The following is a 21,931-nucleotide window of genomic DNA, read 5'->3' as shown; positions in this document are numbered from 1 at the left end:
GAGGAACGGTATGCGCGAACTGGGTGTCGCGGTGATCGGGTACGGGTTGGCCGGGTCGGTGTTCCACGCGCCGCTGATCGCCGCCGAGCCGCGGCTGCGGGTGGCCGCGGTGGTGACCTCGTCGGCAGATCGAGCCGAGCAGGCGCGTGGCGAACATCCGGGTGTCCGGGTGGCGCCGCGGGCCGACGAGCTGTTCGCCGACCCGGACGGCATCGACCTCGTCGTGGTGGCGACGCCCAACCGCACCCACGCGCCGCTCGCGACGCAGGCGCTGGCGGCCGGTCTGCCGGTGGTCGTGGACAAGCCCTTCGCCCTCACCGCCGCCGAGGGCGAGCGGCTGATCGCCGCCGCGGAACAGGCCGGGAGGCCGCTGACCGTATTCCAGAACCGCCGCTGGGACAGCGACTTTCGCACCGTCCGCCGATTGATCGCGGACGGCGAGCTGGGCACGGTGCGGCGCTTCGAGTCCCGCTTCGAACGGTGGCGACCGGTGTCCAAGGGCGGCTGGCGCGAGGTGGGCGGCGTGGCCGACGGCGCGGGCATCCTCTACGACCTCGGCAGTCACCTGGTCGATCAGGCGCTGACCCTGTTCGGCCCGGTCACCGACGTGTACTGCGAACTGGATTCCCGGCGGCCGGACGTGCCCACCGACGACGACGCCTTCCTGGCGCTGACCCATGCGTCGGGCGTGCGGTCACACCTGTGGATGAGTGCCGTGGCGCCGCAACTCGGCCCCCGGTTCCGCGTCCTCGGCTCGGACAGCGGCTACGTGACCTACGGCCTCGATCCGCAGGAGGACGCACTGCGCTCGGGCCGCCGCCCGGACGACGGAAAGCCGTGGGGCACGGTCGAACCCGAGCGGTGGGGGCTGCTGGGCACCGACGGTGACACCCGCCCGACGCCCACGGAACCCGGCGACTATCGCGCCTTCTACGCCGCCGTGGCCGCCGCCCTGCTCGACGACGCCCCGGTGCCGGTCGACCCACACGATGCGGTCGCCACCCTGCGCATACTCGAAAAAGCCCGCGCGTTCGCCGGACGGCGGCCCTAGCCTCGCACACGTGACAGGGCGGCGCGAAAGATGTTGCGCTGTCCCGGTTTCGCGCTCAGACCAGTTTGCGTGAGCGCAGCTCGTGGCCCTTGGAGGTCTTGCAGCGGCCTGTCTCCAGATCCCACTGCCAGCCGTGCAGATTGCAGGTCAGCGTATTGCCTTCCACCACACCGAACTTCGACAGGTCGGCCTTCAGGTGCGGGCAGCGACGCTGCACCTCCCAGCCGGCGATCTCGCACGACGCCGAATCGTCGTGCGCCTCGGCGAACCAGCCGTCGGCGTAGGCGATGCGCTCGTCGGTGAGGCATTTGAAGAAGGTGTACAGGTACTCGTTGTACCCGCCGATGCGCCAGGCCTGGAACCGCGTGGAGAGGAAGATGGTGTTCACCCAGTCCGGCTCGCCGTCGCGCAGCACGGTGCGCACCAGCTGCGGTTCGATGCGGAACCCGTAGCGGTACTTGCCTTCTCCGTCGATCGGCCCGCGCACCACCCGCTTGGGGAAGTCCAGCACCACGGTCTCGTCGCCGAGCACCAGGCCGACGGGGTAGCCGATGCCGTCGCAGATCAGGTCGCTCTGCGCCATGATCGGCTCGAACAGCTCCTTCAGCCGCGGCAGCAGCGGGCCGTCATCCGTTGCCCAGGTGGCCTTCTCGGCCGCCAGCACCGGGGCCAGTCGCTGGGCCATCCGCTCGATGTACCCGGCCTTGTCGTCGTAGATCTCGCCCGGATCGACCGGGTGGGTGAGGTTCAGTTCGGCGCCGCGCACGTCGGCGGTCGAGCCCGGGATCATCAGCACCCCACCGGCATTGCCGTGGATGCGCATCTGCTCCAGGAACACCATCTGGTCGGGGAAGATGTTGCCCTCGTCGCCGCGGTCGTCGTTGAGGTAGCGCAGTTCCGGGTCGAGGAACACCGGCGGCCCCGCGGACGGCACCACCCAGGTCGCCCCGACCTGCTCGATGTAGCTGCGCGCCCGGTCCATCCCGCGCTGGCGCTTCTGCTTGCCGAAGTTCGACTTGGTGCGATTCGGGATGTCGTAGACCATCGGGTACCAGATGGCGCCCGAGTACTGCAGCAGGTGGATGTCGATGTGCCCGAACTGCTCGTGCAGCACGTCCATGTCCACCGGCCGGGCGTCGTTCATGTTGAAGCACACCGTCTCACCGTCGGCGACCACCAGACCGGAGTCGCCGATCGGCCCGTCGGCGGGCGCGCGCAGCGCGATGATCATCACATCGAGGTCGCCGCCCGGACCGTGCACCGTGTGCTTGACCGAGTCCTCGGTCTCGAAGAACTTGTGGAAGCCCAGTTTCTCCAGTTCCCGCCGCAGATCCGGCACCGGGTAGTCCGGCAGCAGGACGGTCGCGTCCTTGTTGACGTGGTCGATCAGATTCCGCGCGTCGAAGTGGTCGCGGTGCAGGTGCGAGACGTACAGGAAATCGCAGTCGCCCAGCTCGTCCCAGTCCAGCCCGGTGTTGTCGGGAAACGGGAACCACGAACCGAAATACGCCGGGTTGACCCACGGATCGCAGAGGATCGTCCCGGCCGCGGTGCGGATGTGAAATCCGGCGTGTCCGACGCTGGTGATCTGCACGAAGAAAGTCCCTCCTGAACCGTTACCAGCCAACCAGGGTAGCCGTTAGGAGGAGACGTCGCCGACGCAGTAACCCTGGTCCGTCGCCTTCACGGTGAATGTCCGTTCCTGCTGGGCGCCCGTGCTGTCGGTGACCGGCGCCGACACGGTCAGATAGCCGGTGCGCAGCTGCTCGGAGGTGATCGAGTCGTCGACGAAGGACTTCACTCCGGTGAGTTTGTTCGGGTTGGTGGCCAGCGGCGGCGTCGCGGCCCGGCCGGTGCCGGTGGGATCCCAGTTCGCCGCGCAGACCAGCGGGTGGGTCGCCTCCCGGTCGGCCGGGTCGAGCGGAGTGCCCGCGGCGCGGGCCAGATAGCGCCGGACGGTGTGGCGGGCATCGGCATCGGTGAAGCCGATCTCGGTGCCGGACGGGAACACCCGCGGGCAGGCGTAGCCGGTGTCGATATCGGAGCGTTGCGCGACGACGGTGACGGCGGACCGGCTCGCGGTGGTGGCGGGACTCTTCCAGACGAGGGCGGTGCCGTCGTCGACGCCCGGTTCGGCGAGTGCCGCCAGGATCGCCTGCTTGTCGGCGTACATCGTTTCCACATTGCGCGGGGCCATGGTCCAGCACTTGTCCACCAGCCGGGCCTGCGGCAGCTCCTGCAGATCGATCGCCCAATGGGTGAGGGCGTCCGCGGCGGCGGAGTCGGCGGTCTCCAGCGAGACGGTGACCGCGGTCTCGCCCGCGGCGGGCACCACCGGCTGCGCGGCGGCCGGTGCCGCGGCCGCGGTCTCGCCGTCGTCGTAGTCGGTGCCCTCGATCCCGACGCGCGAATCACATCCGGTCGCCGCGGCGACGGCCAGCGCGGCGAGGCCCGCGAGTAGCGCTCCCCGGCCTGCCCGGCGGCGTCGTTCCCGCGATGCTGGTCGGGGGCATTTCACTGCGGTGAACCTCTTTCCTGTGCGTGCGCCGGGAGCGTCGTCTGTGACAGGGACTACGCTAGCGGAATTGTGGAACCCGTCTACCGGACGATCATCGGCCTGGCCCGGACCGTCTTCTTCGCACAGGGACTGAAGTTCGAGGTCAGCGGGGATGAACACATCCCCGCGACCGGTGGCGCGGTCATCGCGATCAACCACACCGGGTACATGGACTTCACCTACGCCGGGCTGCCCGCGCGGACGCCGAAGCGCTACATCCGTTTCATGGCGAAGAAGGAGGTCTTCGACGACAAGATCTCCGGTCCGATCATGCGCGCGCTCAAGCATATTCCGGTGGACCGGACGGCGGGGGCGGATTCCTATCAAGCCGCGGTGGAGTATCTGCGGCGGGGCGAACTGGTGGGCGTGTATCCCGAGGCGACCATCAGCCGCAGTTTCGAGATCAAGGAGTTCAAGTCGGGCGCGGCCCGGATGGCGATCGAGGCCGACGTGCCGATCGTCCCGATGGTGATCTGGGGCGCGCAGCGGGTCTGGACCAAGGGACATCCGAAGCGGCTGGGGCGGACCAACACTCCGATCTCGATCGCCGTCGGCGAGCCCATCCGGCCGCCCGCCGTCACCGACGGCGACATCGCCGCGGCCGCCGCGGAGCTGACCGGCACGCTGCGCACCACCATGCAGCAGCTGCTGGCGCGATTACAACAGAACTATGTGCACGAACCAGGGGCATACTGGGTCCCTGCCCGGCTCGGCGGCAGTGCCCCGACGCTGGCCGAGGCCGACGCGATGGATGCCGCGGAGGCCGCGGAGAAGGCCGCGCGCCGGGCGGCCGCGGACGACGCCGTGGAGTAGGACCGGCGGCAGTAGGTACAGGGAGTTTCGACAATATGGCGCGGGAACCGGTCTTCGATGTGCTCACCGGCTTGGTCCGGACGCTGTTCCGGGCGCAGGGGCTGCGCATCGATATCGCTGGGCAGCAGCACCTTCCGCGCTCGGGCGGCGCGGTGCTCGCCGTGAACCACACGGCCTATCTGGATTTCATGGAGGTCGGCCTGGTCGGCCGCGAATCGGGCCGCAATGTCCGGTACATGATGAAGGCCGAACTCGAGCGCGGCATCGTGGGCTGGCTGATGAAGCACTGCAAGGCGATCGGCGTGGACCGCAGCGCCGGCGCGGAATCCTTCGCGCGGGCCGTGGCGGCGCTGCGCGACGGTGAGATCGTGGTGGTCTACCCGGAGGCGACCATCAGCCGCAGCTTCGAACTGAAGGAGTTCAAGTCGGGCGCGGCCCGCATGGCGATCGAGGCGGAGGTGCCGATCGTCCCGATGGTGATCTGGGGCGCGCAGCGGGTCTGGACCAAGGACATGCCCAGACGGCTCGGCCGCCACCGCTTCCCGATCAATATCCGCCTCGGCGAACCGATCCCCGCGCACGAGCCCGTCGACGACCTCACCGCCGAGTTGCGTTCGCGCATGCGAGAACTGCTCGACCGGGCCCAGCAGTCCTACGACATGCCCGCGGGCGCGCGCTGGGTGCCCGCCCGCCTCGGCGGCAGCGCCCCGACCCCCGAGCAGGCCGCCGTGCTGGACCAGCGGGAACTGGAACGCCGGAGGGCGAAGAAGGCGACGCGCGAAGCTTGACAGCGCCGCTGGGTCACGCCGGTTCCGCACCGAGAAGCAGTGCGGCCCCGGCGATTCCGATGCCGGTCGCGATCCGGAACGCGGTCGGGAAGCCGCCGGTCGCCGAGCCCGCGACGAGCGCCGCGCCCAACTGGCTACCCAGCGCACCGCCGACCGTCCGGGACACCGTGTTGATCCCGTTGGCCGTGGCCGCCCGGCCCGGATCGACGACGCGATGCAACTGCGAGGGCAGCGCCGTCATCACCAGGCCCGTGCCGAGGCCGATCGGCAGCGCGCACACCGCCGCCTGCCACATCGTCCCGTGCGCCACGGCGAGCAGCGCGGCGCCCGCGGCGACCAGCAGCAGCCCCGCGGCCAGCGGCAGGCGCGGTCCGCGGCGCGCGATCACCCTTCCCGCCACCGCCCCGGCGGGCAGCACCACCAGCGTCGACGGCAGCATCACCAGCCCGGCCGCCGTGACCGATCCGCCGAAACCGCCCGCCGCCGAGGGTGTTTCGACCAGCTTGGGCACCAGCACGTAGTACATGAACTGCATCGCGCCCAGTGTGAGCGCCGCGAGATGGGCCACGCCGATCGGCCGATGCAGCACCAGGTCCATATCGATGAGCGGCTGCCGCGAACGCCGCTCGACCCACCCGAACACGAGCAGGAGCAGCACGCCACCGGCGGCGAGCGTCAGCGTCGGCACGGACAGCCATCCGCCGGTCGGCCCGACGGTCAGCGCCAGCAGGACGCCGCACAGTCCGCCCGCCAGCAGCGTGGTGCCCGCCGGGTCGAGCCGCCCGGCGCCGGTGCCCGGACCATCCGGCACATACCGCTGGGTCAGCACGAGCGCCGCCGTGATCAGCCCGGCGCCGACAACGAAAAGCCAACGCCACGAGGCATGGTCGACGATCAGCCCGCCGCACACCAGCGCGATGCCCGCCGCCCCGCCCACCAGGCCGGACAGCAGACCCAGCCCGGCGTGCACGCGCTCGGGCGGCAGGATGTCCGGCACCGAGCCGAACGCCAGCGGCAGCACCGCGAGGCTGATGCCCTGTCCCGCGCGCGCCGCGATCAGGACGCCGATGTGCGGGGCGAGCATCGCCGCGACGGTCGCGGCGAGATAGAGCGCCAGCACGACGAGCAGCGTCCGCCGCCGCCCGTACCGGTCGCCGAGCCCGCTCACCAGCGGCGTGAGAATGGCACTGGCGAGCAGCGGCGCACTCATCACGGCCCAGGTCGCGGCGGTCGTGGTGGTGTGCAGCGCCGCTTGGAGCACGCCGATCGCCGGTACCAGCATGGTCTGCATCAGGCCGTAGGACAGCACGCCGAGCGCCAGCGCGAGCATGGCGGCGCGGTGCGTCGGCGCGGACGTGGTGGTCGGGGTTCGGGTGGGTGCGGCCGCGCCCCGCCGCCGGGTCCATGTCGCCTCCGCCTAGGCTCGGCGGCACGGCTGAAGGGAGTGAGGTGCGCGCACAACCGCTGACCCGGGACGCCATCGTCGCCGCCGCGCGCCGGGTGGCCGACGCGGAGGGCTTGGCCGCGCTGACGCTGCGGCGGCTGGCGCAGGAACTGAACACCGGCCAGGCCTCGCTGTATCGGCACATCACCGACCGGCGCGAACTGCTGGCGCTGTTGAACGAGGATCTGGCGCAGGCGTTTCCGGTCGTGCGGACCGGCCGGCCTCGGGAGCGGATCCTGCGCCTGTGGCTGGGATCGCATCGGGTACTGCTCGACCACCCCTGGGCGGGCCGGGTGATCATCGAGGCCACGTCGGTGACGGCCACCGCCCTGCCGTTCGCCGATGCCACGCTGGACGCCCTGCTGGCGGCGGGCCTGACCCCGGACGTCGCGGCGCGCACCTACCGCGCCGTCTGGCATCTGCTGCTCGGCTACGTGGTCAACGAGCACCCGCTGGGGCATCCGGGCTTCGACATCGATGCCGGGCGGTATCCGGCTCTCGTCACCGCGCGACCCCATCTGGCCGCCGCCGACGCACCCGCCGAGTTCGAGTGGGCGCTGCGGCGGTTGCTCGACGCCGTGCTGGGTCCCGACGCCGAAACCGATTGAACGCCAGCGGATTCGTAGTTTCGAAACGGGAATTGCAAACGCACTATTGCATTTTGGGCCCCCGGCGGGCGTGCCCATCCGTGCCTCGGGAGACATTCTGTCTCAGTCACGGAATTCGAGGGCGCGAATATGTCCATGTGATTGAAGATTCAGCCGCCGAGAATGTTTCCGGAGCGAAAGAGTGGCCGCTTCGCCGAATTGCGAACTTCTTTTGGTGCGTGCCCGGAAAGTCGGTAGCGTCGAGCGCATGACGCGCTATGTGATGCCGGCGGAAACCGCTCCGCACGCCCGAACCTGGCTGGCATGGCCGGCCAAGGAATCGGTGTGGGAAGAGCTGCTACCGCTGGTGCGCGCCGACATCGTGCGACTGGCCCGCGCGATCGCCGCACACGAGCCGGTGACCCTGCTGGCCCGGCGCGAGCAGGTCGACGAGGCGCGCCGGGCATGCGGTACGACAGTGGAGGTGGTCCCCGCGCCACTGGACGATCTGTGGATTCGCGACACCGGGCCGATATTCGTCACCGGTCCGGACGGACCGGCCGGAATCGATTTCAACTTCAACGGCTGGGGACAGAAGTCCGAATACCACATGGACGCGAAGGTCGCGCGAAAACTGCTCGAGCACGCGGGTATTCCGCGAGTGGTCGCGCCGATCGTCGCCGAGGGCGGCGCACTGGAGGTGGACGGCGAAGGGACCCTGCTCACCACGGAGAGCGCGCTGGTCAACCCGAACCGCAATCCCGGATTCGCGCACGAGGAGATCGAAAAGGCGCTGCACGAAATGCTCGGCGTCACCAAAGTCGTATGGCTGCAGGGTGTCGCGGGCGAGGATGTCACGGATTGTCACGTCGACGCCGTCGCCCGTTTCGCCGAGCCGGGCGTGGTGCTGGTGGATTGGCCGGTGCACCCGGATCCGGGCGACGTCTTCGCCCGCGCCGCGGTGCGGGCCCGCGAGATCCTGCGCGAGGCCACCGACGCCGCGGGCCGCCGCTTCGAGATCATCGAACTGCCGCAACCGGATGCGACCGCACTGACCGGCGACCGCGGCCCCGACTTCCTGTACTCCTACGTCAATTTCTACGTCGGCAACGAGGCCGTCTATATGCCCGCCTACGGTGACCGCCGCGGCGACGACCGTGCCGCCGGGATCCTGGCCGACGCGTTCCCCGGCCGGGAGGTGGTGCCGGTGGAGTACAACGCGGTCGTCGAGGGCGGCGGCGGCATCCACTGCTCCACGCAGCAGCAACCCGCGGTGTGATCGAAAAGAAGGGTCAGCTCGGATCCGAGCCCCGGATCGCCCCGAGCCACGTCACGACGGCCGCGGCCACCGTGGTCGCGCCGAGGAACGCGACGAAACCGCCGCCCGCCACATAGACCCACAGCAGTCCGGCGAAGGGCGCGGCGATGGCCGACTGGGCATCGAGCAGCAGCCGCCGGCCGAACCGGGCCGACTGTTCGGCGCGCGCCGGGCCGTCCGGATCCGGTCGCGTGGGATTGTCCGCCAAGCGGCCCGGCGGCTCCGAATCCCGCGGCGGGCCGGACGGATACAGGCGCAGACTCCCGATACGCAAGGCCCCGCTGCCGCATCGGGCCGTCGCCGCCTGGAGCGTGACCAGCGCCGGATCGAAATAGACCGGCAGCCACCGGGTCCGGCCGTCCGCCGCCAACTCCAGCCAGGAACGGCTGACCAGCCGGTGCTGCTGGCGGACCCGCCTGCAGTCCGCGATACCGGGGGCGAGGCCGCGCACCGGCAGGACCGCGAACGCGACGGCGAGCCGCACCGCCGTGTACCCCAGCACGACGAATCCCACCGCCGCCAGCATGCTCAGCTGCTCGGAATCGGCGAACGGCGCCCAGGCGAGGCAGGTCACCAGGGCGCCGATCGTGGTCAGAACCGGATAGGCCAGGGGATGGCCCGAGCCGGAAATCACTTCAGGAAGCCGACTTTCGTCCAGTTGTAGGTCGCCAGGCCGCGGGCGCCGTAGTTGGCGAGGTTGGCGCGCACCGCCACGATGCCCGGCGTCTGCAGCAGCGGGAGCGAGTGCCCCTCCTCGAAGATCTTGCGGTCCACCTGATTGGCCAGCTCGATGGCCTTGGCCGGATCCAGTTCGGAGACCGTCTTCTCGATGAGATCGTTCAGCTCGGGAGAGCCGATGCGCCCGTAGTTGCCCTGCAGGTCGTTCGGGTTGTAGCCCCAGATCTGGAACAGGTTGGTCAAGGGGAACGGGTCGCCGACCCACGACCACTGCGCGACATCGAAATCACCGGGCTGGATGAAGTCGGTGAAATATCCGGTGCCCGGCTTGGTGTCGATAGTGAGTTTCACGCCGATGCGGGCGAGGTTCTGCTGCATGATCTGCGCCATCTGTACCCAGACATCCTGGTTGTACATGACGTCGCGGATCTCCAGTTTCCGGCCGTCCTTCTCCCGCACGTCGCCGTTGAGTTTCCAGCCCGCCTCGTCGAGTTCGCGGGCGGCGGCGTCGGGGTCGTAGCCGAGGCTGTTGTCCTGATAACCCTTCTGGCCCTCGAGATAGATGTGGTTGTTCAGCGGTTTGGGGTCGGTGACCAGGCCGTTGTCGATGGCCGTGGCGATGCCCTGCCTATCGATGGCCTTCGAAACAGCCACGCGCACCTTGGGATCGGAAAGGATGGACCCGGGCGCGCCGTTGAAGGTCAGGTGCGACCACTGATTGGCCGGTGCGCGGCGAATGGTGACGTCGGGAATGCCCTGCACGGTCTTCAGCTCGTCGCGGCTCCCTATTCCGGCCGCGTCCAGTTCGTTGTTCTGCAGGGCGGGCAGGTCGGCGGCGCTGTCCAGCAAGCTCCACGTGATCGTGTCGAGTTTCGGTTTGTCCCCCCACCACAAAGGGTTGCGGCCGAGCACGATACGTCCCTGCCCGCGGTCCGTGGACTGGACGAGGAAAGGCCCGGCAGTGAGCGTGATGTTGTCGACGAGACTCTTGTTGAACGACTCGGGTGTGGCGGTCACCGACTTCGGAAACAGGAAGCTGTTACCGGCGAACTGCCCGCGCCAGTCGGCGAAGGGTTTGTTGAACGTGAGGACGGCCTGCCGGTCGTCGACGCCGCGCTCCACCTTCTCCACCCGGTCGAAGCCCTGGTTGGCCACGATCAGGAACGCCTTGTCGCGCCCGCTCAGTGCGTTGGCCTGCGAGGCGATGTCTTCCCAGGTGATCGGGGTGCCGTCGCTCCACACCGCCTTCGGGTTGATGGTGTAGGTAACCTGCTGCGGCTCGGCGTTGGTGAGTTCGACGCTGGTGAAGTAGTCGGTGTCGAGACTGGCCTCGCCCGCGGCGTCGATGCGGAAGGCCTGCGGCATCGTCGGGCGTTCGATACTCGTGACATCGTTGTCGCTGTCGATCTGCAGGTTGTTCCAGTTCTTCGGGTAGCCCGAGAACGGCAGCCGCAGATTCCCCCCGTCCCGCAACTCGCTCACATCGTGCGGGTTGATGTCGTTGGTGAGGCCGATCGCGGACGTGCCACCCCCCGAATCATCCGAGCCCGCACACCCGGACAAGACCAATCCGATCGCGACCGCGGGGACCGCTATCCGGACAACTGTCGAACGAATCCGCATGGACCGCTCCTTCCGTCGGGGCCGGTGCATCACTTCGTGAAGCCGATCTTGGTGTAGTCGTAGGAGGCCATTCCGGGCGCCCCGAAATTGGCGATATCGGCGCGCACGCCGTAATTCCCCGGATCCTGGGTCAGCGGCAGCGAGAAGCCCTCCTCGAAGACCGCCCGATCCACCTCGTTCGCCAGTTCGATCGCTCGCTGCGGATCGAGTTCCGACAGGGTCTTGTCGATCAGCTCGTTCAGTTCCGGGGAACCGATGCGGCCGAAGTTTCCCTGCACGTCGTCGGGGTGGTAGGCGTAGATCTGCGCCACCCCGCTGAGCGGGAAAGCGTCACCCTGCCATTGGAATTGGGCCAGATCGAAGTCGCCCGGGATGAAGACGTCGGAGAAGATGTTCTGGCCGGGGCGCGCGTCGATGGTCAGCTTCACGCCGATGCGCGCGAGATTCTGCTGGATGATCTGCGCGACCTTCACCCAGACGTCGTTGTTGTACATGACATCCCGGATCTCGAGGCGGCGGCCGTCCTTGACGCGCACGTCACCCTCCAGCCGCCAGCCCAGCGCGTCGAGTTCGCGCGCGGCCGCGTCCGGATCGAAGGGCGGGTTGTTGTCCCGGTAACCCTGCTGGCCGCGCACGTAGATGTGATTGCCGAGCGGCTTCGGGTCGTTCTCCAGCCCGTTGGAGACGGCGTTCACGATGGTCTGCCGGTCGATGGCCTTCGAGATCGCCACGCGCAGTTTCGGATCCGACAGGATGGCGCCCGGCGAGCCGTTGAAGGTGAGATGCCGCCACAGGGTTCCGGGCGCGTGCCGGATGGTCAGCCCGGCGGCGGTGCGCACGGTCGCCAGGTCGGAGATCGAGAACAGCTGGGCCGCATCGAGTTCGTTGTTCTGCAGGGCGGCCGGCCACGCGGCCTGGTCGAGCACGCTGACCGTGATGGTGTCCAGCTTCGGTGTCTCGCCCCACCATTTCGGATTGCGCTCCAGCACGATCCGGCCCTGGGTGCGGTCGGTCGACCGCACCCTGAACGGACCGGCCGTCTCGGTGATGTGGTCGACCAGGCCGTGGTTGAACGACTCCGGATTCCCGGTCACCGACTTCGGGAAGAGCATCGAGTTACCGGCGAACTGCCCCTGCCATTCCGCGTAGTGCTGCTTGAAGGTGATGATCGCCTGCCGGTCGTCGACGCCGCGCTCGACCTTCTCCACCCGGTCGAACCCGCTGGTCACCGCGATCAGGTACCGCTTGTCGCGGCCGCTGAGCGCGTTGGCCTGCGCGGCGATGTCCTCCCAGGTGATCGGGGTGCCGTCGCTCCACACCGCTTTCGGGTTGATGGTGTAGGTGACCTGCTGCGGCTCGGTGCCGGTCAATCGCACATCGGTGAAGTAGTCCGGATCCACCGACAGCCGACCGCCCGCGTCGGTGATGAACGCGCGCGGCATCATCGGCCACACGATGCGGGCGATCTCCAGATTGTTGCCGTCGTTGGACAGGGTGTTCCAGTTGGGCGGGAACTCCGTGGTCGCCAGCCGCAGGTTGCCGCCGTCGCGGAGGGCTTCGCGCGGTTGCGGATTGATGTCGTTGCTCGTGCCCAGCGCGACGTCGCCGCCGGGAACCGTCTGGTTCCCGGCCGAGCAGCCCGTCAGGCCGGCCGTCGCGACGACCGCCAGGGCGACGGCACACGCCGTCAGCGACCTGATCCTCATAGCGTCTCTCCTACCCAGCGACGACCGGAACGGGAACCGCGTCGATGAGCGCGCGGGTGTATTCGTGCTGCGGCGCCTCGAAGATCTGCTCCGCGGGACCGGATTCCACGATCTTGCCGCGATACATGACCGCGATGTCGTGGGCCAGGTTGCGCACCACCGAAAGATCATGGGAGACGAACAGATACGACAGCCCCCGCTCGGCCTGCAACTCCCGCAACAGATTCAGCACACCGGCCTGGATGGAGACGTCCAGCGAGGACACCGGCTCGTCGAGCACCAGCAGTTCGGGGTCCAGCGCCAGGGCGCGCGCGATGTTGATGCGCTGCTTCTGGCCGCCGGAGAAGTCGGGGGGATAGCGGTCGGCGTGCTCGGGGCTGAGGCCGACCTGTTTCAGCAGTTCCGGAACCCGCTTGCGCACCTCGTCGCGAGACCGGCCGTCGACGCGCAGCGGTTCCGCGAGCGTGTCGAAGATCGGCAGCCGCGGATCCAGCGAGCCCGAGGGGTCCTGGAAGACGATCTGCATCTTGCGCCGGATCTCGCGCCGGCGGGCCTTGGTCAAGGTCGCGACGTCACTGCCGAGCACCTCGATGCTCCCGGCCTCGGGCGCCACCAGATCCATGATCTGGGTCAGGGTGGTGGACTTCCCGGAGCCGGACTCGCCGACCAGCGCGAAGGTGCGCCCGCCGCGCACCTCGAAACCGATGCCGTCGACCGCTCGAACCTCACCCTTGCGGCGTTTGAAGAACACGCCGGAGGTGATGGGGAAGGTTTTCGTCAGCTCCGAAACCCGCAGCACCACACGGGCATCCACCGGCGGCTCGGCCTCGGGCTCGGCCACCTCGCGGCGGTAGGCGGTGAACAAGTCCTCGGTGCCGACCTCGCCGGTGCGGATGCACGCGGCGCGATGCCCCGGTGCGGTCTCCAGCAGCGGCGGCTCGGCGGTGCGGCAGTCGTCGATCGAGACCGGGCAGCGCGGGGCGAACGGGCACCCGGGCGGCAGCGCGTGCATGGTGGGCGGCGCGCCGGTGATGGGGATGAGCGCGGTGCGGGCCGGGCCGTCGATGCGCGGGATGGAACCCAGCAGACCGACCGTGTAGGGCATTCGGGGCGCGTGGAAAAGGTCGGTGGCGGTACTGGTCTCGACGATCCGGCCGGCGTACATGACCGCCACGCGGTCGGCCAGGGTGGCGGCGATCCCCATGTCGTGGGTGATCATCACGACACCCGCGCCGGTGATGTCGCGGGCCTTGCGCAGCAGGTTCAGGATCTGCTTCTGCACCGTGACGTCCAGCGCCGTGGTGGGTTCGTCGCAGATGATCAGTTCCGGGTCGTTGGCGATCGCCATCGCGATCACCACGCGCTGGCGCATGCCGCCGGAGAATTCGTGCGGGAACGCCTTGGCCCGCGCCTCCGGTTCGGGAATGCCGACCAGGTCCAGCAGTTCCACGGCCCGCGCCGCGGCCTGCTGCCTGCTCAACTTCTTGTGTGCCAGCAGGGCTTCCGCGATCTGGTCGCCCACCCGATACACCGGCGTCAGCGCGGAGAGCGGGTCCTGGAAGACCATGCTGATCCGGCTGCCGCGCAGCGTCGACAGCCGCCGGTCGGTCATCCCCAGCAATTCCTTGCCGCGCAGCCGGATCGAGCCGCGCACCCGCGCCTGCTCGGGCAGCAGGCCCATCACCGCCAGCGAGGACACCGACTTGCCCGAACCGGATTCGCCGACGATGGCCAGCACCTCGCCGTCGGAGACCGTGTAGTTCACCCCGCGCACCGCGTCGATCCGCCCCTCCTCACCGGGGAACGACACGTGCAGGTCCGAGACCTCCAGCAGCGGCGCGGTCATGCGGCCTCTCCTTCCGGCGCGGTGCCCCGGTCGGACTTCTTCCGCCGCGCCCGCGCCCGCTTGGCGGTGGGGTCGAAGGCATCGCGCAGCCCGTCGCCGACCAGGTTGGCGCACAGCACGGTGATGATGAGCAGCCCACCGGCGAACATGAACAGCCACGGATAGGTGAGCGCGGACTTCGTCCCGGACGCGATCAGCGAGCCCAGTGACACGTCCGGCGGCTGCACGCCGAAGCCGAGGAAGCTCAGGCCCGTTTCGGACATGATCGCCACACCGATCGCCAGCGTGGTGTCGATGATCAGAATGGACGCGATGTTCGGGACGATGTGGGTGGTGATCACGGTCCAAGTCGAGGCGCCCATGTACCGTGCGGCGCGGACGAATTCGCGTTCCTTCAGGCTCAGCGTCAGCCCGCGCACGATGCGGGCGCTGATCATCCAGCTGAACAGGGCGAGCAGCACGATCAGCAGCAGGATCGAGCCGCTGCCCTTCATCCGCGGGGCGAAGATCGCGATGACGATGAAACTCGGCACCACCAGCAGCAGATCCACCAGCCACATGACGGCCCGGTCGGTCCAGCCGCCGAGCAGCCCCGCCACCGATCCGGCGGTGGCGGCGATGATGCTCGAGATGAACGCGACGCTGAACCCGATCAGCAGCGACTTCTGCAAACCGCGCAGCGTCTGCGCCAGCACGTCCTGACCGATCTGGTTGGTGCCGAACGGATGATCCGGGCTGGGCGGCTGCAGCAGCGCCGTGTAGTCCAATTCCTGGTAGTCGTAGGGCAGTACGGGAGGCAGCGCGAAGGCCAGCACCAGCATCAGCAGCAGGACGATCGCGCCGCCGACGGCGGGCTTGTTGCGGCGGAACCTGCGCCACACCAGTTTCCGGCGACCGGCGGCCTGGGGCTCGGGCGCGCCCTGAATGATCATTTCGGCTTCGGTCATGCTCCCACCCGCACCCGTGGATCGAGGATTGCGTAGGCGATATCGGACAGCAGGCCCGACACCAGCACCACCAATCCGGCGAACGCCGTGACGGTCACCACGACGTAGAGGTCCTGCGCGTTGATCCCGTCGACCAGCCATTCGCCGACGCCGTGCCAGCCGAAGATCTTCTCGGTGAAGGTCGCGCCGGTGATCAGCGCGCCGAGGCTGTAGGCGAACAGCGTCGCCATCGGGATCAACGCGGTGCGCAGGCCGTGCTTGTACAGCGCGCGGCTGCGGGTGAGGCCCTTGGCGCGGGCGGTGCGGATGAAATCGCTCTGCAGCACGTCCAGCATGGCGTTGCGCTGGTAGCGGCTGTAACTGGCCATGGCGGCGAGCGCTAGGCCGAGGGTGGGGACCACCATGTGCTGGACGCGATCGACGAATTGGTTCCACAGCCCGTGCACGGCGTTCGCGGAGGTCTCGCCGGTATAGAGGAAGATCTGCTGACCGGTGGCCGTATTGATCTCCAGCGCACCGTATTTCAGCAGGGTGGCGAGCAGGAACACCGGTGTGCTGAGCACCAGCAGGGAGACGATCGTGGTGAAGTAGTCGCTGAACCGGTACTGCCGGATCGCCCCGGCCGCGCCGATCAGCACGCCCAGCACGGTGCCGAGCACCGAGCCGATCACCAGCAACCGCAGGCTGACTCCCACCCGGCGGCCCAGTTCCGCGCTCACCGGCTGACCCGCCAGCGTGGTTCCGAAGTCGCCGTGGGTGATGCCGCTGACCCAGGTGACATAGCGCTGCGGGATCGGTTCGTCGAGGTGCAGTTCGGCGGCCTTCGCGTCGATCACCGACTGCGGCGGGCGCGGATTGCGCTGCTCGAGGCTGTCCAGCGGGCGGAAGGTCAGTGATGCCAGGGTGAAGGTCAGAAAGGTCGCCAGCACCAGCAGCACGACATAATTGAGCGCGCGTCGTAGCAGAAAGCCGGTCATCGGTCCCCTCGGGTCGGTTGCTAGGCCTGATCATAAGGACAGCTGGCGATCATGGCGTGTCGAGGACAGCCGTGACATGCGTGGATCGTCAGCACATCGTGCACCAGTGTCGCGCGTACCGGCGGTGGTTCGGCAGCCGTGGTAAGGGGGCTGATCTTACGGCCGGGGTGCGGGTTCGGGCAGGATGGAAGAGGTGACGCGTCTGCACCTGCCCAAACCCAAGATGGTGGCCACCGATGTCGATGGCACGCTCATCGATGAGCGTGAGCAGGTCACCCCGCGCACGCGAGCCGCGGTCGCGGCGCTCATCGCCGACGGAGTGCAGTTCGTACTCGCCACCGGCCGCCCGCCGCGCTGGATCGATCCGGTCGTCGAGGGGCTCGGATACGCGCCGCTGTGCGTGTGCGGCAACGGCGCGGTGATCTACGACAGCGCGTCCGATCGCATCCTGCACACCAGCGTTCTCGATATGGCGAGCCTGGCCGCGATCGCCGAGTTGGCCGAGCGGGTGCTGCCCGGTTGCGGCCTGGCCGCCGAACGGGTCGGCGCGAGCGCGCACGACGCGGCCACCCCGCAGTTCGTGAGTTCGCCGGAGTACGAGCACGCTTGGCTGAACCCGGACGACACCCAGGTGGCCCGGCGCGAGGTGCTCGCCGCGCCCGCCATCAAGATGCTGATCCGGCTGCCCGGCGCGGCCAGCGCGGACATGCGGGCAGCGCTGGAACCGGAACTGTCCGGGCGCGCCGACATCACCTACTCCACCAACAACGGACTGATCGAGCTGTCGGCGCCGGGTGTCACCAAGGCCTCCGGACTGGCAATGGTGGCGCAGCGCTTGGGCGTTCAGCACGCCACCATGGTCGCCTTCGGCGATATGCCCAACGATGTTCCGATGCTGCGCATGGCCGGGCACGGCGTCGCGATGGCCAACGCGCACCCCGAGGCCCGCGCCGCCGCCGACGAGGTCACCGCCACCAATTCGGCCGACGGCGTAGCGCGAGTCCTGGAACGCTGGTGGGCCGCCTGATCGCACCTCGATCAGGCCACCTGTCCGAGCACGATGTCGGCCACCCGCTCGACGGGGACGGTCGTGACCACCTCGAGCGTGGCCGCCTTCCGTAGCAGCGGTTCGACGGTCTCGAGGTATTCCAGCGTCTCCGCGAGTTCGGCCGGATCCTTGCCGTACGGATTGCCGGTGCGCGTGGCCAGACGTTCGACCAGGATTTCGGCGGGCGCGCTGAGCAGGACGATGTGGTCGAAGCGCGAATAGAACTCGGTCTGGTTGCGCGTCGTGTCCTGGACGAACAGCACACCGGGGGCATCCGGCGCGGCGGACAGCAGCGCGTCGATCCGGTCGGTGCGCCAGAGTCGTTCGCCCGCAATCGTTTCGTGGTAGTCGCCGTAGTCGGTGTCGACCGTGCGGTGGCCACGCCGGGCGAGTTCGTCCAGCAGCGATGTCTTGCCTACTCCGGACATGCCGGTGATCAGCACGTTGGTCACGGTGAAAGCCTATGGCGGGCTCTCGATTTCAGGTCGTCGGGGCCGGTGGCGGAGCTATGGGGCCGGTGGGGTCGCCGGGTCGTACTCCGGCGCGGGGATCGGGTTCCCTGTCTGCTGGGTGTCGTTGTAGGTCTTCAGCAGCGTGGTGACGATGCCTGTCACCTGGTTCAGGATCAGGGAGCCGTTCTCGAAATCCGAGCGCAGGCCGTCCGGGACCGGGTAGGCGTTGCGCAGCGGCAGGCCCAGCAGGCCGGTGTCGGCGCCGAGTTGGACGAAGCGGTCCAGGATGTGGCCGACCACCTCGATCACAGTGCCGTCCGGAGCGGCGTAGACGTAGCCGTTGACGAATTTCGCGTACTGGCCGCCGTTCGCGGTCGGCTGCGGTTCGGAGGCCGCGGCGCCCAGATGTCCGTCGGGCCCGCCCTGTTCGGCCCAGTACCGGGCGACGAGGTTCTCCTCGACCATGCCGAGCACCCGGCCGGTCAGGTCGGCCAGTGCCGCGAGATCGGTGCCGGGGCGCTGTGCGCCGGGCGCGGTGTTGTTGCCCGCGCGGGTGGCCAGCGGTGTGCCGCTGCCCGCGGCGATCTCGCGGATGCGGTCCATCAGCGCGTACGCGGCATCGCCCGGACAGGTGGTGTTGCCGACGTCGCGGTGGGCGAACACCGTGGGCAACTGCACCGCCTCGCCCTGGGCGTACGGCGTGAATTCGGTGCCCTCGGAGTACATCGTGGTCTTGCTCAGCGGGTTCAGGCCGCCGACTTTCGCGCGCCACCCGATGAACTGCCCGGCCGCCTGGATCGCGGCGTCGGTGGGCGGCTCGGTCTCGAAATCGCCCATCAGCGCGACGCCGGAGGTGTTCTCGTTGAACCCGCCCGCGTGCGCGCCCTGCACCGGCCGGTCCAGGCCGCCGGAATGACCTTCGAAGATCTGCCCGTACTTGTCGACCAGGGCGTGGTAGCCGATGTCGCACCAGCCCAGGGTCTTCGCGTGGTAGGCGTAGATGGCCCGGACGATCCCGGCCGATTCGGCCTTGGAGTAATCGTTGCGGCCCGCGGTGTGGTGCACGGTGATGCCGCCGAGGCCGTCGTCGTAGGTCGGTTCCTCGCAGCGGATCAATTCGTCGGCGCCCCACTGGGCCCGGCTGATCACCTTGGGTCCGCCGCCCGAGAGCGGGGCGGCCACGCGGGTCAGATTGTCGTCGGCCACGCCGCGACCCGGATCGATCAGTACCGCCGACAGCGTCGAGGCGGCCAGCTGGGCGGGGTCGCCGGAGCGCGCGGGCACGGCGCCGGGCGTCGGCGCGGCCGCCTTGCGGGTGGTGAGCACCTGGACCGAGTTGGTCTTGCCGACGTAGATCGGTTCGGTGCCGGTCCGGCCCGGCGGCGTGTGGTCGTCGGCGCGCGTGTCGACCTGTTCGGTGGAGAACCACGGCCCCCAGTTGCCGTCGGAAGTCTTCGCCCGCACCAATGCCTTGGTGCCGCTCAGGTTTTCGGCGGTCAGCGCGACCATGCTGAACGGTGTCTCACGACTGAGTTCCTTGACCTCCGCCCCGACCCGGTCGGCGAGTTCGGGCGCGACCGCGCCGGGAGCCAGCGCCGGGGAATGTGGGTCCGCACCGGGTGCGAGCGCTGGGTCGGAGGCCGCAGCGGGAGCGTTCGGGTCCCCGGGTGGGGGTGCTGAGTCGGTGGCCGGGGCAGGGGCGTTCGGGTCCCCGCCGGGCGGGAGTGCTGGGTCGGTGGCTGGGGCAGCGGCGTTCGGGTTGGCACCGGATGGGGATGCTGGGTCGGTGGCCGGGGCGGGGGCGCTCGAGTCAGCACCGGGTGAGGGCTCCGGGGCGTTCGGGTCGGCACCGGGTGGGAGGGACGCATCGGTGTCGGGGGTGGGTTCCTCGAGTGGGGCCGCGATGAAACCGGGTGCGCCGCTGGGCTTTTGGGACGGGGTGGGCTGTGCCGTCGTGGTCTGGGACGGACCGAACTGAGGCAGGGGGATCTCGCTGGGTAGCTGCACGCCCGGCGGTGCGGGTAGGCCCGGCGGCACCGGAACCGCGCGGGGCAGCGGCAGTTTGCGCAGATCCGACAGGCGCAGGTCGGGCAGGTCGAGGCCGGTGAGTTCGCGCAGCGGCAGGACGACGTCCGGCGCGGAGGCCAGCGCCACCTCGGCGAGTTGCGCTGGGATCGCCGCGAGATTGCTTTCGTTTGCCGAGTGATAGTCGGGCGTGTCGCGCAGGACGAGACCCGCGAGCGGCGCGGTGACCACCAGGGTGGCCACCACCGGAAGAATGTACGGGCGTTTCGGTCTGCGGTACGGCACGAGCCTCTCCCCTTCAGGTAGAACCGTTGACCGTCAACTGCGGAGCAGGGTTGATTCCTGACGGAACAATGGTCACACTAGTCACAATCTTCACAAATCTAAACCTTCAGTTGAGGATTAGAGGTCGATAGCTCGAATGTAGCTTCCAAATAGCCGCACAGTGGGCAGGACATGCCGAACGGAACCGACCGGCAGGGGCCGCCCGCGAAACCCGTGGGAGTGCACATGGCAAGCGCGAGACGACGGTGGGTCGCGGTACAGCGACAGGGCGAGTTGTCGCGCCGCCGCCGACGGCGACACGCCGTGGGAGCGGGACTGGTCGCGCTGACCCTGACAGGCGGTGCGGTCGTGCTGACCGGGACGTGGCCCGGCGGACCCGCGCCGTACCGGCCGCTGGCCGGCGTCGGGCACGGCCGCGGCATGAGTCAGGTCGGCGCGTTCGACCAAGCGCTGGCCGGTGCAGCGGCCGAGGACATCCTGGCGCACTACTACCCGGGCGCCGTCCTCGGAACGATCGCGCCGACCGCCGTGGGTGTCCGGTTGACGGCCGACGACAACGAGACCCTCGACGTCTTCTCCGACGCCGGGCTGACGGTCGCCGATCGGCGGGTCGTCGCCGGTCAGGCCGCGCATCTCACCCCGATGCCCGACGGCGGCGCGAATGTCGTGATCACGGCCGGTTGCGACGGCGACGTGATCTGGCAGGGGGCCACCGCCGACCCGTGGGCCTACCCGGTCGTGCCCGGCAACGACCGCCCGGCGGCCGAGCACCTGAAGGTGTGCGGCGGCGGCACGTATCGCGGCGCCCTCGGCGTCACCCTCGAGAACGGCGACGCCCGCACGGTCAACCAGGTCGACGTCGACGACTACCTGATGGGCGTGGTCCCGGCCGAGATGCAGGCCGACTGGGCCGACCAGGGCGGCGCGGAAGCCTTGCGCGCGCAGGCGATCGCGGCCCGCTCCTACGCTCTGGCCGAGCAGCGCTATCCCTACGCCCAGACCTGCGACATCACCGATTGCCAGGTCTATCCCGGCACCGAGAAGGAGGATCCGCGGGCGGCCGAAGCGGTCCGCGCGACCTCCGGCCGAGTGTTGTTGCGCGACGGGCGAATTCTGCGCACCGAGTACTCGGCGGCCCCGGGCGGCGGGCAGCCCATCGACATCGACACCCTCGAGGTCGGCCCGAGTCCCGACGAACTGGCTCCCGCCCCCGCCCCGCCGCCTCGCGACGACTACGGCCAGCAGGCCGTGCGCGGCAACAGCGTCATCGACGTCAAGTACGCCGAGACCGGCGGTTCGGCCGGACCGCTCGGCGCGGCACGCGGCCCGGAGTCGTTGCTGCCCGGCCGAATCGGGACATATCGCATGTTCGACAACGGCGTCATCATCGCCACCCCGGTCCTGGGAGCTCGCGTCGTCGACTTCGACACCCTGCTCCAAGTCGCGCCGGAGATGGCGACTACCCCCGGCCCCCGGTCCGACGCCGCCCCCGGCAGCGGCGCGATCCCCAGCGGCACAGCCCCACCCAACACCGCCTCGACCCCTACGCCGCGCCCGACGGTCCTGCCGGACGAAGCGGTGCAACTACCGCAGCACACCGGGGCCGTTCCCGAGAACCCCCAATTCTCCACGGAACCTGACGATTTCAGTGCCGGTTCCGAGTATTCGCAGCCGTCCGCCGAAGGCGCGGAGGGTGAGACCCCACCGTCGGATCCCGAACGGGCTTGACCTTGACGTAGCGTCAACTTGCAAGCTGGAAGTGTCGACGCGGACGAGAGGAAAAGCG

18 protein-coding genes are annotated in these 21,931 nt (G+C 69.2%); 7 read left to right on the top strand and 11 right to left on the bottom strand.

Going from position 1 to position 21,931, the window contains the following annotated elements; all coding sequences use genetic code 11:
• Positions 1–10 precede the first annotated feature (10 nt).
• Positions 11–1,051, top strand: a complete 1,041-nt coding sequence (locus ACFMRZ_RS21970; RefSeq protein WP_400180565.1) for a Gfo/Idh/MocA family oxidoreductase — start codon at positions 11–13, stop codon at positions 1,049–1,051.
• A 55-nt stretch (positions 1,052–1,106) separates the two neighbouring features.
• Here ACFMRZ_RS21970 and ACFMRZ_RS21965 read toward each other — a convergent pair whose 3' ends face one another.
• Together ACFMRZ_RS21965 and ACFMRZ_RS21960 are read right to left on the bottom strand one after the other, a co-directional pair.
• Positions 1,107–2,645, bottom strand: coding sequence for a Rieske 2Fe-2S domain-containing protein (locus tag ACFMRZ_RS21965; RefSeq protein WP_400180564.1), 1,539 nt, complete (start codon positions 2,643–2,645; stop codon positions 1,107–1,109).
• 45 nt (positions 2,646–2,690) lie between these two features.
• Positions 2,691–3,569 carry a hypothetical protein gene (locus ACFMRZ_RS21960; RefSeq protein WP_400180563.1) on the bottom strand — a complete coding sequence of 293 codons (879 nt, stop codon included), beginning with the start codon at positions 3,567–3,569 and terminating at the stop codon, positions 2,691–2,693.
• A gap of 69 nt (positions 3,570–3,638) precedes the next feature.
• Between ACFMRZ_RS21960 and ACFMRZ_RS21955 the strand changes: the two genes are divergently transcribed.
• Both ACFMRZ_RS21955 and ACFMRZ_RS21950 read left to right on the top strand, forming a co-directional pair.
• A complete protein-coding gene (locus tag ACFMRZ_RS21955) occupies positions 3,639–4,421 on the top strand; it encodes a lysophospholipid acyltransferase family protein (protein WP_400180562.1) in 783 nt (260 codons plus the stop codon).
• A 35-nt stretch (positions 4,422–4,456) separates the two neighbouring features.
• On the top strand, positions 4,457–5,209 hold the full coding sequence (locus ACFMRZ_RS21950) for a lysophospholipid acyltransferase family protein (protein WP_400180561.1): 753 nt from the start codon (positions 4,457–4,459) through the stop codon (positions 5,207–5,209).
• 13 nt (positions 5,210–5,222) lie between these two features.
• Here ACFMRZ_RS21950 and ACFMRZ_RS21945 read toward each other — a convergent pair whose 3' ends face one another.
• Entirely contained in the window at positions 5,223–6,539 is a 1,317-nt protein-coding gene (locus tag ACFMRZ_RS21945) for an MFS transporter (RefSeq protein WP_400180560.1), read from the bottom strand.
• Positions 6,540–6,658: 119 nt separating this feature from the next.
• Here ACFMRZ_RS21945 and ACFMRZ_RS21940 point away from each other — a divergent pair, with 119 nt between their 5' ends.
• The gene (locus ACFMRZ_RS21940) at positions 6,659–7,261 is read left to right on the top strand and encodes a TetR/AcrR family transcriptional regulator (protein WP_400180559.1); all 603 of its coding nucleotides are present in this window, start codon (positions 6,659–6,661) and stop codon (positions 7,259–7,261) included.
• Between the two features lie 247 nt (positions 7,262–7,508).
• Entirely contained in the window at positions 7,509–8,519 is a 1,011-nt protein-coding gene (locus tag ACFMRZ_RS21935) for an agmatine deiminase family protein (RefSeq protein WP_280368427.1), read from the top strand.
• Positions 8,520–8,532: 13 nt separating this feature from the next.
• Here the strand turns inward: ACFMRZ_RS21935 and ACFMRZ_RS21930 are convergent, their stop codons facing one another.
• From ACFMRZ_RS21930 to ACFMRZ_RS21905, 6 genes are read right to left on the bottom strand one after another with little or no spacing between them, the layout of a single operon-like run.
• On the bottom strand, positions 8,533–9,132 hold the full coding sequence (locus ACFMRZ_RS21930; protein ID WP_400182940.1) for a hypothetical protein: 600 nt from the start codon (positions 9,130–9,132) through the stop codon (positions 8,533–8,535).
• 56 nt (positions 9,133–9,188) lie between these two features.
• Positions 9,189–10,859: an ABC transporter family substrate-binding protein gene (locus ACFMRZ_RS21925; RefSeq protein ID WP_400180558.1), complete on the bottom strand. Its 1,671-nt coding sequence runs from the start codon at positions 10,857–10,859 to the stop codon at positions 9,189–9,191.
• Between the two features lie 29 nt (positions 10,860–10,888).
• On the bottom strand, positions 10,889–12,565 hold the full coding sequence (locus tag ACFMRZ_RS21920; protein WP_400180557.1) for an ABC transporter family substrate-binding protein: 1,677 nt from the start codon (positions 12,563–12,565) through the stop codon (positions 10,889–10,891).
• A gap of 10 nt (positions 12,566–12,575) precedes the next feature.
• A complete protein-coding gene (locus ACFMRZ_RS21915) occupies positions 12,576–14,411 on the bottom strand; it encodes an ABC transporter ATP-binding protein (RefSeq protein ID WP_400180556.1) in 1,836 nt (611 codons plus the stop codon).
• A complete protein-coding gene (locus tag ACFMRZ_RS21910; RefSeq protein WP_400180555.1) occupies positions 14,408–15,358 on the bottom strand; it encodes an ABC transporter permease in 951 nt (316 codons plus the stop codon). Before ACFMRZ_RS21910 ends, ACFMRZ_RS21915 begins: the two co-directional genes overlap by 4 nt.
• Positions 15,355–16,335: an ABC transporter permease gene (locus ACFMRZ_RS21905; protein WP_400180554.1), complete on the bottom strand. Its 981-nt coding sequence runs from the start codon at positions 16,333–16,335 to the stop codon at positions 15,355–15,357. Before ACFMRZ_RS21905 ends, ACFMRZ_RS21910 begins: the two co-directional genes overlap by 4 nt.
• 184 nt (positions 16,336–16,519) lie before the next feature.
• On the opposite strand from ACFMRZ_RS21905, the gene ACFMRZ_RS21900 reads away from it, so the two are divergent.
• Positions 16,520–17,362 (top strand): HAD family hydrolase, encoded by an 843-nt coding sequence (locus ACFMRZ_RS21900; protein WP_280368417.1) that lies wholly within the window; start codon positions 16,520–16,522, stop codon positions 17,360–17,362.
• Between the two features lie 11 nt (positions 17,363–17,373).
• Here the strand turns inward: ACFMRZ_RS21900 and ACFMRZ_RS21895 are convergent, their stop codons facing one another.
• Positions 17,374–17,835, bottom strand: a complete 462-nt coding sequence (locus ACFMRZ_RS21895; RefSeq protein ID WP_400180553.1) for an AAA family ATPase — start codon at positions 17,833–17,835, stop codon at positions 17,374–17,376.
• A 54-nt stretch (positions 17,836–17,889) separates the two neighbouring features.
• Positions 17,890–20,145, bottom strand: coding sequence for an N-acetylmuramoyl-L-alanine amidase (locus ACFMRZ_RS21890; RefSeq protein WP_400180552.1), 2,256 nt, complete (start codon positions 20,143–20,145; stop codon positions 17,890–17,892).
• A 225-nt stretch (positions 20,146–20,370) separates the two neighbouring features.
• On the opposite strand from ACFMRZ_RS21890, the gene ACFMRZ_RS21885 reads away from it, so the two are divergent.
• Positions 20,371–21,873, top strand: coding sequence for a SpoIID/LytB domain-containing protein (locus tag ACFMRZ_RS21885; protein WP_400180551.1), 1,503 nt, complete (start codon positions 20,371–20,373; stop codon positions 21,871–21,873).
• Positions 21,874–21,931 lie beyond the last annotated feature (58 nt).

The organism is Nocardia sp. N2S4-5 (assembly GCF_044628355.1).
Lineage (GTDB): Bacteria > Actinomycetota > Actinomycetes > Mycobacteriales > Mycobacteriaceae > Nocardia > Nocardia wallacei_B.
The sequence above is the reverse complement of the archived record's forward strand: the minus strand, read 5'-3'. Positions and strand labels throughout refer to the sequence as shown.

Coding starts and splice junctions, on each gene's coding strand:
- ACFMRZ_RS21935 (WP_280368427.1), top strand. CDS start 7,509: ATGACGCGCTATGTGATGCCGGCGGAAACCGCTCCGCACGCCCGAACC.
- ACFMRZ_RS21925 (WP_400180558.1), bottom strand. CDS start 10,859: ATGCGGATTCGTTCGACAGTTGTCCGGATAGCGGTCCCCGCGGTCGCG.
- ACFMRZ_RS21885 (WP_400180551.1), top strand. CDS start 20,371: ATGGCAAGCGCGAGACGACGGTGGGTCGCGGTACAGCGACAGGGCGAG.
- ACFMRZ_RS21950 (WP_400180561.1), top strand. CDS start 4,457: ATGGCGCGGGAACCGGTCTTCGATGTGCTCACCGGCTTGGTCCGGACG.
- ACFMRZ_RS21900 (WP_280368417.1), top strand. CDS start 16,520: ATGGAAGAGGTGACGCGTCTGCACCTGCCCAAACCCAAGATGGTGGCC.
- ACFMRZ_RS21915 (WP_400180556.1), bottom strand. CDS start 14,411: ATGACCGCGCCGCTGCTGGAGGTCTCGGACCTGCACGTGTCGTTCCCC.
- ACFMRZ_RS21910 (WP_400180555.1), bottom strand. CDS start 15,358: ATGACCGAAGCCGAAATGATCATTCAGGGCGCGCCCGAGCCCCAGGCC.
- ACFMRZ_RS21920 (WP_400180557.1), bottom strand. CDS start 12,565: ATGAGGATCAGGTCGCTGACGGCGTGTGCCGTCGCCCTGGCGGTCGTC.
- ACFMRZ_RS21970 (WP_400180565.1), top strand. CDS start 11: ATGCGCGAACTGGGTGTCGCGGTGATCGGGTACGGGTTGGCCGGGTCG.
- ACFMRZ_RS21945 (WP_400180560.1), bottom strand. CDS start 6,539: ATGCTCGCGCTGGCGCTCGGCGTGCTGTCCTACGGCCTGATGCAGACC.
- ACFMRZ_RS21905 (WP_400180554.1), bottom strand. CDS start 16,335: ATGACCGGCTTTCTGCTACGACGCGCGCTCAATTATGTCGTGCTGCTG.